The sequence below is a fragment of the Actinosynnema sp. NPDC050801 genome, assembly GCF_040673975.1.
In the GTDB taxonomy this organism is placed as follows: domain Bacteria; phylum Actinomycetota; class Actinomycetes; order Mycobacteriales; family Pseudonocardiaceae; genus Actinosynnema.
This window is the reverse complement of sequence record NZ_JBFAQZ010000017.1, coordinates 80041-96599: the sequence shown is the minus strand read 5'-3', so window position 1 is coordinate 96599 and position 16559 is coordinate 80041. Positions and strand designations below refer to the sequence as shown.

General features: G+C 66.8%; 9 protein-coding genes and 2 pseudogenes. 5 read left to right on the top strand and 6 right to left on the bottom strand.

Translation table 11 applies throughout. The features are described 5' to 3' along the window. Nucleotides 1-969, bottom strand: a complete 969-nt coding sequence (locus AB0K14_RS30370) for a tetratricopeptide repeat protein (protein ID WP_360456344.1) — start codon at nt 967-969, stop codon at nt 1-3. A gap of 327 nt (nt 970-1296) precedes the next feature. On the opposite strand from AB0K14_RS30370, the pseudogene AB0K14_RS30365 reads away from it, so the two are divergent. Continuing rightward, nucleotides 1297-2889 (top strand): annotated as a pseudogene (locus AB0K14_RS30365) (phosphoketolase family protein); the annotation flags it as partial. A gap of 360 nt (nt 2890-3249) precedes the next feature. Here AB0K14_RS30365 and AB0K14_RS30360 read toward each other — a convergent pair. After that, on the bottom strand, nt 3250-3522 hold the full coding sequence (locus tag AB0K14_RS30360) for a hypothetical protein (RefSeq protein WP_360456341.1): 273 nt from the start codon (nt 3520-3522) through the stop codon (nt 3250-3252). A gap of 435 nt (nt 3523-3957) precedes the next feature. Here AB0K14_RS30360 and AB0K14_RS30355 point away from each other — a divergent pair, with 435 nt between their 5' ends. Continuing rightward, on the top strand, nt 3958-4464 hold the full coding sequence (locus tag AB0K14_RS30355) for a hypothetical protein (RefSeq protein WP_360456338.1): 507 nt from the start codon (nt 3958-3960) through the stop codon (nt 4462-4464). 55 nt (nt 4465-4519) lie between these two features. Here the strand turns inward: AB0K14_RS30355 and AB0K14_RS30350 are convergent, their stop codons facing one another. Further along, the gene (locus AB0K14_RS30350) at nt 4520-5272 is read right to left on the bottom strand and encodes an FHA domain-containing protein (RefSeq protein ID WP_360456335.1); all 753 of its coding nucleotides are present in this window, start codon (nt 5270-5272) and stop codon (nt 4520-4522) included. Between the two features lie 99 nt (nt 5273-5371). Between AB0K14_RS30350 and AB0K14_RS30345 the strand changes: the two genes are divergently transcribed. The 3 genes and pseudogenes from AB0K14_RS30345 to AB0K14_RS30335 form a co-directional block, all read left to right on the top strand. Continuing rightward, nucleotides 5372-7093 carry a serine/threonine-protein kinase gene (locus tag AB0K14_RS30345; protein WP_360456332.1) on the top strand — a complete coding sequence of 574 codons (1722 nt, stop codon included), beginning with the start codon at nt 5372-5374 and terminating at the stop codon, nt 7091-7093. A 679-nt stretch (nt 7094-7772) separates the two neighbouring features. Beyond that, the gene (locus AB0K14_RS30340) at nt 7773-7883 is read left to right on the top strand and encodes a hypothetical protein (protein ID WP_360456330.1); all 111 of its coding nucleotides are present in this window, start codon (nt 7773-7775) and stop codon (nt 7881-7883) included. Nucleotides 7884-8039: 156 nt separating this feature from the next. Continuing rightward, a pseudogene (locus AB0K14_RS30335) lies at nt 8040-8377 on the top strand (hypothetical protein); the annotation flags it as partial. Nucleotides 8378-8525: 148 nt separating this feature from the next. Here AB0K14_RS30335 and AB0K14_RS30330 read toward each other — a convergent pair. From AB0K14_RS30330 to AB0K14_RS30320, 3 genes are all read right to left on the bottom strand, one after another. Beyond that, nucleotides 8526-9440 carry a hypothetical protein gene (locus AB0K14_RS30330; RefSeq protein WP_360456327.1) on the bottom strand — a complete coding sequence of 305 codons (915 nt, stop codon included), beginning with the start codon at nt 9438-9440 and terminating at the stop codon, nt 8526-8528. Nucleotides 9441-9652: 212 nt separating this feature from the next. Next, nucleotides 9653-10144, bottom strand: a complete 492-nt coding sequence (locus tag AB0K14_RS30325) for an SUKH-3 domain-containing protein (protein WP_360456324.1) — start codon at nt 10142-10144, stop codon at nt 9653-9655. Beyond that, a complete protein-coding gene (locus tag AB0K14_RS30320; RefSeq protein WP_360456321.1) occupies nt 10141-16476 on the bottom strand; it encodes a polymorphic toxin-type HINT domain-containing protein in 6336 nt (2111 codons plus the stop codon). The genes AB0K14_RS30325 and AB0K14_RS30320 overlap by 4 nt, the downstream gene beginning before the upstream one ends. Nucleotides 16477-16559: the final 83 nt, after the last annotated feature.

Sequence of the window (16559 nt, the reverse complement as noted above, 5' to 3'; positions counted from 1 at the left end):
TCAGGTAGTCGGCTCCTCCGGGATTTCGCTCGTGCCACCTCGGCTGGAAGGCGGTGGCCGGAACGCGCGGATGCGATCGGCGAGGTTGCGTGCCCCGTGGTGGGATTGCCGGCGCTGTGCCTCGTTGCGCAACGGTCGCAGCCGCTCGACGGTGCGGTGGGACGCCAGCTGTTCGCACACGTCGACAGCGTGCGACCCGATCTCCACTCCGGCGTCGACCCGGTCTTCGAGCAGGTGGCAGGCGGCCAGTGAGATGAGGCTGAACGCCCGGCTGCGGGCCATGTCGGTTCCGTGGCCGTTCAGGGCCGCGGTCAGCAGCAGGACGGCCAGACGTGCGTACCGCGGGTCGGCCACCTGCGCCAACTCGGTGTAGACGATGCCGGTCAGCGACGACAGGTCGTTGGAGGCGGGCCGCCCTGGTGCCGGATCGCCGGACGGGTGGACCAGTGCCTCGTCGAGGTCGGCGAGCAGCGCCAGGGCACTGTGCTCCTGCCCCAGCCGTGCCCGCGCCCACGCGGTGTTGGCCCTGATCAGTGCCACCGTCTGCGGGGATCCGCTGGTGCGGGCTGCCAGGCCGCCGAGCCGGAACTCCTCCAGCGCTCGCGTGGGGTCGTTGTGGTGCAACGACATTCGCCCCATCCGGCAGTAGACGTCGGCGGTCACCGATGTGTCGCCGATCGACGAGGCGATTCGCAACGCGGTGCCGAAGTACTCCGTGGCCGCCTCGGACACCCCCGTGTCGAACGACGCCCACCCGGCCACGCTGTGCAGGTCGGCCACCGCCGTGTACAGCCGGGTCTTCGCGGGGCCGGGGGCGGAGGTGTCCAGCAGTCCCACGGCCGCGGGCAGGCGGTCCACCGCCGCCGCACGAGCGGAAGCACCGCCGTACCGGTCGTCCAGGGCCCGCATCCGACTGGTGAACGCCTCCAGGTCCGCAACCTCCGACAGGACCGCGGAGGAGCGGGTCATCCGTGCCCCAGCGCGCTTCGGGCAGCGTCGACGGACTCGTACGCGGGTTCGAGCACCTTGACCTCCGGACGCCGAGGGAACCGGTCCGCCGGGGTCTGGGGCAAACGCGGGACGACCCTCCCACACACCTCCCGTCGACGGGTCGTCAATCACACGAAGGTGTATCGGCCCGGATCCACGACCGGGCGTTGCCCTCACGGCCCGTCGAGGTGTCGGCTTCGAACCTGACACGGCTGTGGGACGTGACGCACCCCCGGCAGGGGACTTAGGTCCCGGTCGGGCAGAGACGGGAGGCACTGCCCGGCGACAGTGGTGTGCCGGAGGGTGATGGGCACACGGTCGTCCGATGGGCGGTCGGACCGACGAGGAGTTCCCGTGACGCTGACCGAACCGGCTCCCACCCGCACCCGGTCGGACCTGGAGTTGATCGACGCGTACTGGCGGGCGGCGAACTACCTGTCGGTCGGGCAGATCTACCTGCTGGACAACCCGCTGCTCCGTGAACCGCTGTCGCCCGAGCAGGTCAAGCCGCGGTTGCTCGGGCACTGGGGGACCACGCCGGGGCTGAACCTGCTGTACGCGCACCTGAACAGGGTGATCAACCAGCGCGATGTGAACGCGTTGTTCGTGACCGGTCCCGGTCACGGCGGTCCCGGCCTGGTGGCGAACGCGTACCTGGAGGGGACCTACAGCGAGGTCTACTCGTCGATCACCGAGGACGTCGAGGGGATGCGGCGGTTGTTCCGGCAGTTCTCCTTCCCCGGCGGCATCCCCAGCCACGTCGCGCCCGAGACGCCCGGTTCGATCCACGAAGGCGGTGAGTTGGGCTACGCGCTGGTGCACGCGTTCGGTGCGGCGTTCGACAACCCCGACCTCACCGTGCTGTGCGTGATCGGCGACGGTGAGGCGGAGACCGGTCCGCTGGCGGCGAGCTGGCACTCGAACAAGTTCCTGAACCCGGTGACCGACGGCGCGGTGCTGCCGGTGCTGCACCTCAACGGCTACAAGATCGCCAACCCGTCGGTGCTGGCCCGGATCCCCGACGACGAACTGGCCGCGTTGATGCGCGGCTACGGCTACACCCCGCACTTCGTCGCGGGCGACGATCCCATGGCGGTGCACGAACTGCTCGCGGACACCATGGACACCGTGTTCGACGACATCAAGGCCATCCAGCGCAACGCCCGTGACACTCCGGGACGGCACGACCGCCCGCGGTGGCCGATGATCGTGCTGCGCACCCCGAAGGGCTGGACGGGGCCGAAGGAGGTCGACGGGCTGCCGGTCGAGGGCACGTTCCGCGCCCACCAGGTCCCGCTCACCGCCACGCGCACCAACGCCGAGCACCGCGGTCAGCTGGAGGCGTGGATGCGCGGCTACCGGCCGGAGGAGCTGTTCGACGTCGACGGTCGGCTGATCCCCGAGCTGCGGGCGCTCGCGCCGCGCGGGTCGCGGCGGATGAGCGCCAACCCGCACGCGAACGGTGGCCTGCTGCTGCGCGACCTGACCATGCCCGACTTCCGCGACCACGCCGTGCCGGTGGACCGCCCGGCCGTCGAGTCCAGCGAGGCGACGAGGGTGCTGGGCGGGTTCCTGCGCGACATCGTCGTCCGCAACCCCGACCGGTTCCGGATCATGGGCCCGGACGAGACCGCGTCCAACCGGCTCTCGGCGGTGTTCGAGGCGACCGATCGCACCTGGAACGCCACCACCCTGCCCGGTGACGACCACCTCGCGCCCGACGGGCGGGTGATGGAGGTCCTGTCGGAGCACCTGTGCCAGGGGTGGCTGGAGGGCTACCTGCTCACCGGCAGGCACGGCCTGTTCAACTGCTACGAGGCGTTCATCCACATCGTCGACTCGATGCTCAACCAGCACGCCAAGTGGCTCAAGACCAGCCGCGCCATCCCGTGGCGCGCCCCGACCCCAACGGCGTGGCCGGTCTGGTCGGCGCGAGTGGCGTGGCCGGTGACAACAACGGCGGCGTCTGCACCTGCTGATCGGTAGCGACAGCCCCGTCACGAAGGGCCGGTGTGCCTGGTGATCGCCAGGCACACCGGCCCGACGTCGTGTCGGCGCTGACCGCCACCGTGCCGACGCGTCGCACCGGGATCGGGCACGGCAGGCTCACCATCGCGTCCCACCGCGATCCCGCCCGTCGGAAGTCCTGACCTCGAACCGACTACGGACGAAGGCCGATACGCGGGTCGACCCGGCACCCTTTCGGGCCGGGTCGTCGTCCGCCGTGGTCGGCGTGGTCGTCCGGGCAGTGCCGGGGTGCTACGACTCGCAGCTGTTGCGCAGGTCCGCCGGCACCCCGACGGGGCCGCACGAGTCGGTGTTGCCGCCGCCGTTGAGGGTGTCCTGGGCGAGGTCGGTGCCGGGGCCCCTGATCGTGTCGTTCCCGCCGGATCCGAGCACCGTGGTGTCGTTCTGCGTCACGCCGGGGCCGATGACACACGGGACCGCTGCCGAGGCGACACCCGCGCCCATGAAACCGCCCATGACCAGAACGCCTGCGGCCAGCACCGGGTACAGCTGTCGAGTTCGCACTTCGTCCTCCGTGTCGTTTCCGAGAATTCGGATGACCGCAGCGTGTTCCCCTAGGCGTTACCGACGCGTGACGCCCCGGGAACGACTGCGGCAGCGTCGGGTTTCGACGTTGGTCGGAAGAGTCGAGCACGTGCGGCCATTCGGGCAACGTCGGTGCCGATCAATCGGTCGAGGATATAGGTTGAGTTTGTTACCCCGGACCTCGGTGACGCGATACCTCCGTGTAGGTCACGAAGGTGGATCGCACCGGGGTTTTTTACCGGAATTAATGGCGACAATCCGCTCGAATCGCGCAGGCTCCTGCCCACGCCTTTCGCATCTTTGGCACTGGCGCGTCGCGCAGGTCGCCCGATCCTGTTTCAGGGAATGTATTCCTCATGCGGCAAGTTCATCGGCTCGCGGCCGCGCCTCTTCTCGTCGGCCGGGGGAGTGCTGATGCCCGACGGCAAGCCCCGGCCGGCCGGCCCGCGCCCGATGCTGATCACGACCGATCCGCCGCGGCACAACGCGTTGCGCAACCTGATCTCGAAGGGCTCGGTTCCGCGCCTGGTCCGACGCCTCCGTCGGCTCTGCCGACCCCGGCATCACGCTGACCTCGCAGGAGGCGTTCGGAGCGCTGACCACGTACTTCCGCCGGCTGATCGAACTGCGGAGCAGCGCCGCGCCGACGACCTCATCTCGATTCTCATGGACGCCGAGGTCGGCGGCGAGAGCCTGTCCCACGACGAGCTCATGTCGTTCCTGCACCTGCTGCTCGTCGCCGGCAACGAGACCACCCGCAACCTGATCGCGCAGGGCACCATCGCGCTGATCAATCACCCCGAGCAGCTGAGTGGTACTGTCCTCAGGGATTTGCCCCTCGGTTACGGCTTGCCCTCGTCTTCGGGTTTAAACTGCTTATCCCTGTCATCGGGTTTCATGTACTACATTCCGAGATCTTGAACCGGACTGGTTGATCGGACGTTTCTCCTGGCCTTCTGGAGTGAAGGGAACCGGTTCAGGAGAGTGCATCAATCAGTGCCAGGTCCGGTGGCACCAATGTCGTCGAAAGAACGAGTTCCCGCATGAGGTTGTCGTTCAACGCGTTGCCGACGGGCTCGCCGATTTCGTCGCGAACAAGCCCCGCCACGCCCTCTCGTGACAACCGCGCGCGGACGGCCGCAACGACGTGCTCAACCTTCTTGTGGCTCCACGCCTCGTCCCGCCGCAGTTCGGCCATCACCTCGGCGACGTGCTGGCGTGCCAACGGCTGAGGATTCGCCTCATGCATCAGGTACCGCTGTCCGAGCACGACGAGCACCAGCCGTTCGTCGTCGGTGAGCCGCCATCGCCGCGGAGGCTCAGTCACGGCACCGTGCGGCACCACGGGCTGATCGCCGTCCGGACCGGCCACGTACAGCTCCAGCAGGTGCTCGCGGTCGCGGGTGCCGCGAATGAACAACGGCGTGTAGCCATCTGATAGAGGCACCGGGTCTTCCTCGGGAAAGAGCCATCGCGACTTCGGCAACCGGATCGGCAGCCGACCGAGGTTGCTCACCCACCACACGCCCTCGCGGCAGGTCAGCGCGCCGTGCCGGCGTGACACCCGCAGGTCGCCCTCACCGACGCAGATGTCGACCTCGGGGCGGTTGCGGCCGAACACCACGGTGTGGCCGTCGACCCGAGCGCTGTTCACGCGGCCCGTGACCGCCAGCGCGACGATTCCGCCGGGAACAGTCTCCGGCACCTGACGCGCCAAGCTCTCGTACACGAAGGCTCCCCGAGTCCTGTTAGGCTGGAATATTTCGTCCGAACAAGTCTTCGCAGTGTGCACCCCGGAGACGGGGACCTGTCCCTAAGATCCAGGTTCGTGGTTGGACGCATTATCGCGGACCGGTACCGGCTCGAAGAGTATCTCGGCGCAGGCGGCATGGGGGAGGTCTGGCGGGCGACGGACCTGCGGCTGCACGAAACGTTCGCGCTCAAGCGTCCAGGCGCGGGCGGCGCGCGGCACGAGGCGCGCATCGGCGCCGGGCTCAGCCACCCCAACGTGATCACGGTGCACGGCACGGTGAGCGACGGCACCGAGCAGTGGCTGGTGATGGAGTACCTGCCGTCGCGTTCGCTGGCGGAGATCATCGAGATGGACGGCCCGATCAGCCCCCAGCGGGCGGCGAAGATTGGCGCGCAGGTCGCGGACGCACTGGCCGCCATGCACGCGAAGGGCATGGTCCACCGCGACGTCAAGCCCGGCAACATTCTGGTCACCGACAACGACGTGGCCAAGCTCAGCGACTTCGGCATCTCGCGCTGGGCCGAGGCGACCCGCGCGGGCGGCGGTGACGTGGCCGGAACCGCCGCCTATCTGGCACCGGAGGTCGCGGACGGGCACGAGGCACGGCCCGCGTCGGACGTCTTCGCGTTGGGTGCCACGTTGTTCGCGGCCGTCGAGGGCACCTCGCCGTGGGGATCCCCGGACGCAGGATCCTCCGAACAGCTCCGCCGCGCCAAGGCTTACGACATCACGCCCGCGGGGCACGAAGGACCGTTCAGTGACCTGCTGACCCGGCTGATGCGGCGCGACCCGCGCGATCGCCCGGCCACCGAGAACGTCCGGCCGCTCCTGGAGGGCCTCAAGCTGCCGAACCCGCGGCGCCGCAAGGCGATCGTCATCGGTGCCGCGGCGCTGGTCGTCCTGGTCGTGGCGGGCGCGGTGATCTACTCGCGGATGCCGTCGCCAGGCACCGTCGGTGATCCCAGGACGATGGACGTCTGTGGTCTCGCGGCCACCCAGGAGGACTACCAGCGCGTCGATCCGCACCACGTCGAGACCAGCGACGTGCGCTCCTACTGGTTCAACGGGTGCACCAGCTGGGTCGCCTTCGACGAGAAGGGCGACGAGGGCGTGGTGGTCGACTACTTCGTCAAGCAGTACGTCCAGTACGGCGTCGCCAAGCCGAAGCAGGAGCTCGGTCCGATCACCCAGATCGGGTCCACTGACAAGGTCTGCTCGAAGTCCATCGTGCTGGCCGACGGCAACACCCTGCAGATCGACGCCAAGGCGGGCAGCGGACCCGGCAGGGCGCTGTGTGAGATCGCCCAGGAGGCGGGCGAGCGCGCGCACGCCGTGCTCTCGGACAACCCGATCCCGCGCCGCACGCGGCCCTGGCCGGAGGGCTCGCTCGCCAACGCCGACGCGTGCGGCCTGCTGAAGCCGGAGAACCTGATGCCGCAGCTGAAGTCGGAGGCGACCCCGTACCCGTGGAACGAACTCGGTTTCTGGGGCTGTGGCTGGGACTACGGCCTGCGGCACGTCGAGATCGAGTTCAGCCGCCAGCAGCCGTTCGACTCCGGGGACGGCACCGTCGTGGACGTCGGCGGAGGACGCCTCGCCTACCTGGACCCTGAACCGGACAAGGGCGAGTGCCAGGTGAAGGTCCGGCAGCGCGTCGCCAGGGAAGGCGAGAACGAGCGGATCGAGGTCGTCCGCGTGATCCTCAGCGAGGAGAATCTCGCCGAGGGGACGACGCTGTGCCCCGGCGCGACGGAGCTGGCGAAAGCAGTGGTGGCCAACCTTCCGCGGACCGGGTGAGCTCCGGTCTGGATCGCCGTGCGTCGCGGCGACCGTGCTCCGTTGAAGTTGAACAGCGTGGTCCGGAGGAGTGCGTCATCCGGACCACGCCTTGAGCTGTGTGCCGTTAGTGGTGCTGCTCGGCAGTGAGCCTCTCAGGACGGATAGTTGGTAGGCTCGGGCCGTCCTTTACGACAGTCCCGTGAAGCCGAGCGGATCATATCGACTCAACGCCGCACGGGTGCCAGTTGACGATATCGACCCAGAAGTTATCGCCTTCATGAATGCGATTCGCTGTGTAGAACACCCCGAGTGCGGATCCGCCGGCGGAGTTCTGGTTGGCATTGATCATGCACGAGCTGTAGCCGGGGCCTGTGAGGTTTGCCGGAAGTGGAACATCGCACCCTGCGAAGGTGCGCCCGCCTTCCTGGTTTCCGGCACCCTCGTTGCTTGACGCAAATGGGTATTCATCGCAGCTTCTGAGCTTGTCTTTTAAGGTCCCGGTCGGTGGCGTGCCCCCGGTTGATCATGGAAGCAGCCCTTGGTTGATCATCACTCTTGCGACAGAAGGATGATCGACCAAAGGGCTGCGTGATCAGTGTGCACCATCTCGACTCCGGGCTTTGAGAATATTTTGTGCGAGTTCGGAGTATGGTCCACTGAGTGAGCCTTTCCGCGTAACCCGGGGTGACGTTGGGTAGTGGCGGTTCGGCACCTGGTGATGTGGTTCAAGGATCGCGACGACTGGCATTCCGCGCTGCAGGAGTACGTCGGGTTCCCCGAGACGATCCGCAGCTACGAGCTGACCTGACACGTGGCTCGTCACGCCGCCGAGCCCCGTCGGTGTTGTCCGACCGGTTCCGACTTCTATGAGGACGTGCCGACCGATCCTCCGGCCGATGCCACGGGCACGACCACCGTCGCGGGGACCCGGGACGGTACTTCAACCAGGCCCAGGGCAGTGTCCAGTGTCGACAGCCGGACCGCCGACCGGAAGGCCAAGGTCGCCGAGCGACTCGCGCACCGCGGGTGCAACATCCGCAAGGGGGCGGTCAAGGTGGTCATCGCCTGGCCGGACCGCCTGCACGTGGTCGAACCCGCGCCGCTGATCACCGTCGCCGGGAGGTTGGAACGCAAGGGGGCCGCGAGATGGTGGCCCGTTGTCCGACCGAGCAGGACGCCCAGGAGGCGACGGATTGGCTGGTCGAGCGACTCTCCCGGCTGGCACCAAGGCTGCCGGTGATCGCCGACATCGAGCCTGGCGGCGGCCAGTTCCTCGCCGTCCTGGCCACCGGCCGCCGCTGACCGGGATCACCAAGCGCACACTCGCATCGGGCTGCACTATCGGCTCACGTCGATCTCACCGCACCGCTCGCTGCTGTTGGCCCTCGCCGACCCGAACCACTGCCGGGCTCTGATGTCCGGTCCACAGGAGGAACCTCACCTCGACCGCTCAGGTGCCGGTCGCGGCCGTGACTACGGTCAGGCTCGGCGCGGGCTGGTTGTCGTGCAGGCTGATCACGAAAAGCCGGTTCTGGTTGGCTGACCACGCCAGGCCCCGGGGCGCGACGACGTCACCCGTGCCGAGGGTGATGGTCTTGGCGGGCACGCTGGCACCGAGTTTGTAGACCAGGACGTCGTTGTTGTCGCCGGTGATGGCCCCGGTCGCGAGGTAGGTGTTGTCGGCGTTGAGCGAGACGGCATCGGGCCGGGGGCGGACGCTGTAGGCACCGCGCCGGGAGAGGTCTGTCGGGGACAGCGCGTCCACGCGGTCACGGGAACCCGCGGCGCTGAAGAGGGTGGTTCCGTCCGGGGTGATGTCGAGGTCGGTGAGGCTCGCGCCCACGACGTCCCCGTTCGCGACCGGGGTCAGGACTCCGGCCTGCACGGTATAGGTCTGCACCATGGACGAGCTCAGCGCGAGCTGGCCCGCGACCAGCGGCCCGGTGTCGGTACCGGTCGCCGCGAGCAACGGCGCCCGCTGGAACCGTGAGTTGCCCTGCAAGTTACCCACCGGAACCGGGGTGGCCGCGGCGGTGTCGAGCTTGCCGATCTTGCCGGTGAAGGTGCCTTCGCAGCCGTAGCCGTACCAGATCAGCGTCCCGGTGCGGGCGAGGTGCGTGGGGCAGGTCTGCGCGCCGGTGGCGTAGCGGGCGGTCTCGGTCAGGGTCGCCGTGTCGATCACCGACACCCCGTCTCCTGCCGAGAGGGCGGTGTAGAGCTTCGTGCCGTCGGCCGACAGCTCCAGGCCAGCCGCGCCGGGCTCGTTGTCGATAGTTTTGGTGACCTGGCCGGAGAAATTGGTGACCAGAACGGTGTTGGCGGTGGGGCCGCCGCTGATGAACACCTGTTGGTGGACCTCGTCCACGGCGATGTCCCCATAGCCGGGCAATGACAACGCTGCCCCCGTTGCCGCAGAAGCCGGAACTGCGACGCCTATGGCCACAGCAAGGCTCGCTACTGGCACAAGGACCGCTTGTAGCTTGTACGAAATATCTCGTCTTTTCATTGTCCAGCTTCCTCGAACATCGGTTTCTTTCATGGAAGGATGCGATAGTCATCGCAAAAGACGATAGCGATCTACCCTGGCCATGGCTCAAGTCCCGGGTCGGCATGTAGACACCTCAAGGGACGATCTGCGCAAACCGCCAAGGTTAGAGCTTCTTCAAAAGTGGACCCCATTTCCCAAATCCATCCGAGCCCTGCAGAAACCGCTCTACCTTCAGCCTCAATGAATACGCTCGAATAGCTAAGCCATTCGCCAATCGGGAAGTAGCTGCCACCCAGATATTTCTCAACCTCCAGGGCCAGTTCTCGCTGCCCGGATCCAGCTTTGATCGGATCGAAATTAAACGGTTCTTGGTTCCTGAAGTTCGAACCGAACGAGTTGATTGGATAAACTTCCAGCCCCCCCAATGTACCAAGAATCTCTTGCGCAAGTGGACTGGGAAGGTACCCTTCTCGCTGTAGCGAGTTGAGCCACGGACTCACGTCCATGCTCCGTTGGGAGTGCCAGCCGGCATCGCCGAGCGCGCGCAGAACATCAGGAGACAGTGAATCAAATCTGATCATTTTAGTCCGATATTTAGATCGTCTAGCAGATCTCTGCAGGGGCCACAAGGATAGGCAGGCGTGCCATGGTCTGCCGTATTCGAATTTGACATGGTGTTGTTTCTGGTGCGAACTGTTCCCATTGTGCCTCCGGTGATGGCTGAGGGGCCTTCTGCTGCCTGAGCCTGAATGAGGCAATGTACCTCGGCGCAACCTCCGTGGTGACCCACCCCTTGCAGGGCGTCCGCTAAAGGTCCTTCTGGCTGCTCACCGTGCCTGTTGTAGCCGCGGTATGTCTCACCTGACGGTGATGTGTATTCAGACGCGAATTTCCCGCCCGGCCGGTTGCGATGCAGGTCCGCGAACTCCTGTAGTGTGCCGCAGTTGTGAACGAGTACCGCAGTCGTTCCCGCGAGCACATAGTACGTGTGGACACCCGCGATGGTCAGGTTGTGGACTCGTTGGTGCTGCTGGGTCCATCCACGGATGGAGACCACCAGGAGCCGCTGCCCGACCTCGTCGCGCAGCCAGTCACCGGGAGCCAGCTCATCCGCCCGGAGCCACCGACCTCGGTCCGCGGACCAGAACAGGTGATGGTCGGTGACCATCAACTTGCCTGTGGCAGCTCCCGCGCTGCCGTCAGCATCGACGGTGATCTCGACAAGCTGTTTCTCGCCCTGATCGGTGATCAACGCGGTGACCGGTTGCGCTTCCAGGTCACCCAGTCGCGGGTTGGTCGCCGCGACCAGGTCGCCGACCCGCACCTCTTCGATGGGTACGGCAGTACCGTCGGCCATCGCCACCAGCGTGCCGGGAACGAAGCTGTGAAGTTGACAGGACGCCGCATTGCTGGTCGCACTGGTTCCGCCGCCATTTGCCGCTGGGCCGCCGCCCTGGCCGGCTCCCGAAGCCGCCTTCCCCTCGGCGGCGCCCGCAACCCCCGCTGCCTTCGGCGCGGGAGGGGCCGTGGGCGTCGTCTTGGCGCCGTTCAACCCGATCGCGTCAGCCTTGCTCGCGATCTTCTCCTCGCGGATGCCCGCGCTGACCGCCTTCGAGGCGCCGTTGATGGTCTGGACGGCCTCGGCGCCCTTGACCGCGGCCTTGCCCAGCTTCACCGCCCCGGCCACCACCGCCGCGCCGGGCACGGCGGAGGCGAACGACATCACGGCCTCGGCCGTCTTGCCTTCTGCGGCGTACCAGGCGCCGTTGACCACCGCGGCTGCTGAGCCGACGACCGGGACCATGCTGGCCACGTCGAGGATGGTGTGGCCGATGTCGGCGTGGGCTTCGATGAAGCCCACCGCGTCGTCGAACCAGCCGTGGCCGTCGAGTTCCACTTGGGACAGTGGGTTGCCGGCGCCGAAGGTGTACCGGTTGTTCGTCCACGGGTCGGCGCTCATGCCCAGGTCGGACAACGCGCCGTTGTACAGGTCCAGCGTCAGGAAACGGTTGGTGCCTGGCGAGTAGTCCCGGAAACCCATGTCGTAGGAGTCCGAGGACTTGTCGTGCCGCGCGGTGTTGAAGCGGTAGGAGTTCTTCTCCGGCTTGTCCGGCGTCGCCGGGTCTGTCTTGTCGTCGCCGGTGGACTGCTTGAGGTCTTCCTCGCCGTAGGCCGTGTAGCCGTAGGTCGCTTTGGTGTTGCCGTTGTTGTCCGTGACCTGTTCTACGTCCGAGTGGGTGTTGAAGCCCATGTAGACGTTCTCGGCCGAGCCGTTGCCGTCGTCGCCGAAGCGGATCTGGCCGAGCATCTCGCCGTCGGGGGAGTACTGGTAGATCTTGGTCAGCTTGTTGTTGACGTCCTCGGTGAGCACCTGCTGGGTCAGGCCCAGGTAGTGCATTCCGGTGACACGTTTGTCGCCGGTCGCGTCCTCTGTCTTGGTGGTCTGCCGGTCGAGCGGGTCGTAGGTGTACAGCGTGGTCTTGGCCGGGTTGCCGTCGTCGTTGACGTCCTTGACCAGCTTGATCTTCCGGTCGAAACCGTCGTAGGTGTACTTCTCGGTCTCGTCGCCGTTCTGGCTGACCCGCTCCAGCCGCCCGTAGGCGTCGTAGTCGTAGTCCGACTCGGTGCCCTTGCTCTTGCTGATCTGCAGGCGGTTGCGGTCGTAGGTGAAGGTGGTCTGGACGCCGTCGACGGTCTTGTCGTAGACGTTGCCGTTGTCGTCGTTGCGGTACTGCTCGGTCCCGCTGCTGGAACCGCTCTTGGTGACCTTGCGGATCCGGTCGCGCGGGTCGTAGGTGTAGGTCTTGGTGAACGACATCGAACCGCCGCTGTCGGCGTTCTGCATGCTGCCGCTGTCGCGGGTCTTGTTCGAGTCCGAGTCGTAGGTGAGCTGGTGGTCGGCGACGATCGTGGAGGAGTTCTTCTTCTTTTCGGTCTGCCGCTTGAGCAGGCCGTCGAGGTAGTAGGTGGCGTCGAGGGTGTTGCCGTTGCCCTTGACCTGCCGGATGACGTGCGCCTGCTTGTCGTAACCGAACGTTGTGGTCTTGCCGGAGTCGCCGTCGTTGCGCTTGTTGAGGATCGAGGCGACCAGGTCACGGCTGTCATAGGTGTAGACGGCGGACTTGTCGTCCATCCGGGCGTTGACGATGTTGTCGTTCTCGTCGTAGCCGTAGGTGGTGGTGTGCAGGACCTTCCCGGACTTCGACTCCTTGACCTGGTCGGCCAGGTCGACCTCGTCGTAGCGGATGTCCCAGGTGTCGGCCGTGGTACCGGGGGACGTGTCGACCATTCTGGTCATGTTGTCGTCTGCGTCGTAGGACATCGAGAACGTCTTGCTCTCGGTGTCGGTCTCGCCGGTGGTGTCGCGCACCAGCTTCACCGCGTCCGCGGTGACGGTCCCGTTGCTCTCCCCGGCGAGCGCGATCTCCCTGGTGTCTCCCTCGGTGAAGGCGAATGTGCCCAGGCTGACCCAGCGGCCCTGGTTCTTGCTCTGGTCGATGACGGCGGTGCCGGTGCCGGAGTTGTTGGAGATGAAGTACGTCGCGTTGGTCGCGGTGCCCTCGGGGTACCAGACCTGCACGTCGTAGCGCCCGGATCGCGGGATCGTGGCTTTCCAGATGAAGTAGTCGTCGTCACCGCGGGTGGTGATCGTGGAGTACGCGGGCCCTTGGTAGCCCTTCGGGGACTGGGCGGTGCTCCAGCCGTCGTCGGCCCAGGTGCGCCGCGTGTCCGCGTTGTCCACCAGCACCGCCGCGGCCCCGACCGGGACACCGCTGTCGGAGCGGCTGCGCTCTTTGCCACTGGGGTAGTAGGTCCACGACTGCGTCCGGGCCGACGAGCCGCCGGAACCGCTGACGCTGCGAAGGGTCTGTTGTCCGGTGTCGTTGTAGTCGTAGCTGGTCTGGATGTCGTAGGCGTCGGTCGAGGTACGGACCCAGCCGTTGTCGTAGTAGGTCTGCCGGGTGACGGTGCGGGTGTCCGAGCCGTGCGACGGTGGTGCGCTGATCTCCACGACGCGACCGAGTTCGTCGTAGGTGTAGAGCGTGCTGACCGCGGTTTTCGCGTCGGCGTCGGCCGGGTCGTAGGGCAGGATCTCTTCGCGTTTGCGGTTGAGCTCGTCGTAGGTGGTCTCGGCGACGAAGTCGTTCGCGACGTTCGGCGTGTCCACCCCGCGTGGGTTGATCGTCTTTGTCTTGTTCCCGACCGCGTCGTACTCGTAGCGGGTGGTGAAGTACTGGATCGTGCCGCCGGGGTTGTCGTGCGGCGAGCGCACCTCGGTCTGCTTGGCCCGTTCGTCCAACGTGATGAGGGTTTCGACACCGTTCTCGTCGGTGTTGCCCACGACGTTGCCGTCGTGGTCGTACCGGGTCCGCGTCGAGTTGCCCAACGGGTCGATGGTGGAGACGACCTGGTGGTTGAGGTCGAACACCCATTTGGTGCTGTAGTCGTTCGGGTCCGGGGTCCGGTTGGCGCGCGGGTCGTACTTGGTGACCATGTTGCCGACGTCGTCGAAGGCCGCGGTGATCCGGTCACCGTTGACGTCGGTGGTCTCGACCCGTTGGTTGACCTCGTCGTAGCGCAGGGTCTCGGTGAAGTCCTTGGCATCCGCCGAGGTGAGGTTGCCCTTCGGCTTGGTCATCCCGACGACGTTGCCGACGGCGTCGTAGGACAGCGTGGTCAGCTTGTCCGGCCCGTCCGGGGTGTCTTTCGGGGCGTAGACCGCGACCGCGCGGTCCATCTCGTCGTAGACGGTGCGGGTGACCGAGCCACGCGCGTCGGTGGCCGTGACGACGTTGTCGTTGGCGTCGTAGCGCGCCCCCGGTGTGGTGACGAAGACACCGGCCGCCTCGTCCTTGGGCAGTTTGCTGTCCAAGGGGCGCTTGAAGATGTCGTAGGAGGTGGTGCCGGTCTTGCCCCGGGCATCCATAGTGGACACCGCGTTGCCCGCGGAGTCGTAGCGGTACCGGGTGGTGCAGCCCAGCGCGTCGGTGATCATGTTGGGGTAGCCGACCGCGTCGTAGTCCGCGTAGACCGTGGCGTGGTTGTTCGCGTCGACCTGCTCGGTCAGGTGGCCGGACTCGTCGTAGGAGTACCGCGAGGTGTAATCGTTCGGGTCCGCGGTGACGGTGCCCTTGGGGTCGGTGACCGCGACGAGGTTCCCGTGCTCGTCGTAGACGAAGTTCCAGTGCCTGCCCTCGGGCGTGGTCTTGTCGGTCAGGTCCGCGATGTGGCCGCCGAGTTCGTATCGGTAGCCCAGCACGGTCGCCGGGGTGTTCTGCCGGACGGCCTCGGCGTCGCGGATCTGCAGTGGGAAGCCGGTGTTCTGGTCGTACACCCAGGTCTTGGCCGCGCCGTTGTTCTCGGTCAGCCGGACGACGTTGTTGTCCGCGTCCCACACCAGTTTCGTGGAGCGGCCCAGCGCGTCGGTCTTCTCCGTCAACCGCCCGTAGCCGTCGATCCGGTTGCGAGTGGCGTGCCCGTTGCCGTCGGTCACCACGGAACTGATGTCCGGCCCGGTGGTGCCGTCGGGATCGCTGTAGTCGAAACCGGTCGCCGCGGCCCGGCGGTCGGTGATCGCCCGCACGTCACCGAATCGCACGGCGTCGGCCTGGTCGGTGAAGTAGTCGATCCCGGTGGTACGGCCGAGCGGGTCGACCGTGCTGATCAGCTTGTTCAACGTCGGGCCACTGCTGCCGTAGAAGAACTGGAAGGTCTTCTGGGCCGGGTCACCGGCCGCGTCGTAGATCTCCCGCAACGCGCCGTTCTCGCCGTAGACGAGGTTGACGACCCGGCCGGAGACGTCCGTGACGGACTTGAGCTGGTTGACGATCGCCGCGGTGCCCAGGTTCTCCACCGCGCGCTTGGCGTGGTCGACCACGACCGTGGCGGCCTGGCCGGACTGGTAGTAGTCGAAGGTCAGCGTGCGGCGGCTCGCCGAGTCGGTGACGGTACGCAGCACGCCGGAGTTGCGGTTGCCGATGACCACCCGGTCATAGGCGAACGACATCGTGTTGCCGTTCTTGTCGACCGTGGCGCTCTGGTAACCGTCGGAGTCGAAGAAGAACTGGGTACGCTCCGGCGCGGTGAACACCCACCGGCGGTCTTCCGGGTTGCCAGGCAGGTACTGCAGGTACAAGTGCACCCCGGCCGGCGAGGCGTAGGTCCAATCCTTGGCGTCGGAACTGCCGTGCTTGTTCAGTTGCCATCGGTGACTGGTGCCGTCACCATCGGTCAGCACCACGTTCTGCGGCTGCTGGAGGATCGGCCCGTCGAAGGAGAGCGGCGTGCCCAGCCGGTTCAGTGTGGAAGCCGCGATCGACCAGCCGGGACCGCCGTAGGCGTTGGAGGTGTCCTTGCTGTTGTAGTTCAGCCGAAGGAAACTCGACGGCCCGAAGCTCGGGTTGGAGAACACGTCGTAGCCCCACACGGCGTTGCCGGAGAACTGGTTCACCGAAGCGGTGCCGCCCGCTCCGGTCTTCACCGAGGTATAGGTGTAGAAGCTCTCCAGGCCCAGCTGGTCGGAGGTTGGCTTCTCCACCCGCACGTCCTGGTCCAGGGTCGGCACCTGGGCGGTGTCGGACAGCCAGGTCTTGGCGGCGGTGTCGTAGACGTCCCAGCGCAGCAGGAACTGTTCGCGCTCGTTGCCGGCGTCGGCCAGTGCCGGAGCCTGGATCAGCCCGTCGAGGACCACTGAGGAGCCCGGTGCGAGATCGGCCGGGAGCCTGGTCTCCTTACGGTTGCCCGCGGTCGTGGCGTCCTGGCCGCCCGGGCGGGTCCAGTGGTAGGAAAGGACTTTGGTCGCGGCGGACAGTGCCGCCGCGGTGGTGTTCGTCAGAGTGACCGGCGAGTGGTACTGGTTGTCCGGGACCATCCGGCGCGCGGTCTGCAACGCGGAGTAGGCAGGCGACTCCACCGCCCGCGCCGAGGCCGCCGCCGTGGCCTGCGGGAGAGGCGCCTGTGTCTGCTTGGCCGCCGCGAGCGGCTGGGTTGTCGTGC

Excerpts from the sequence above, each read along its gene's own strand:
- AB0K14_RS30355 (WP_360456338.1), top strand. The coding sequence starts at position 3,958 with ATGCCCGACGGCAAGCCCCGGCCGGCCGGCCCGCGCCCGATGCTGATC.
- AB0K14_RS30370 (WP_360456344.1), bottom strand. The coding sequence starts at position 969 with ATGACCCGCTCCTCCGCGGTCCTGTCGGAGGTTGCGGACCTGGAGGCG.
- AB0K14_RS30325 (WP_360456324.1), bottom strand. The coding sequence starts at position 10,144 with ATGATCAGATTTGATTCACTGTCTCCTGATGTTCTGCGCGCGCTCGGC.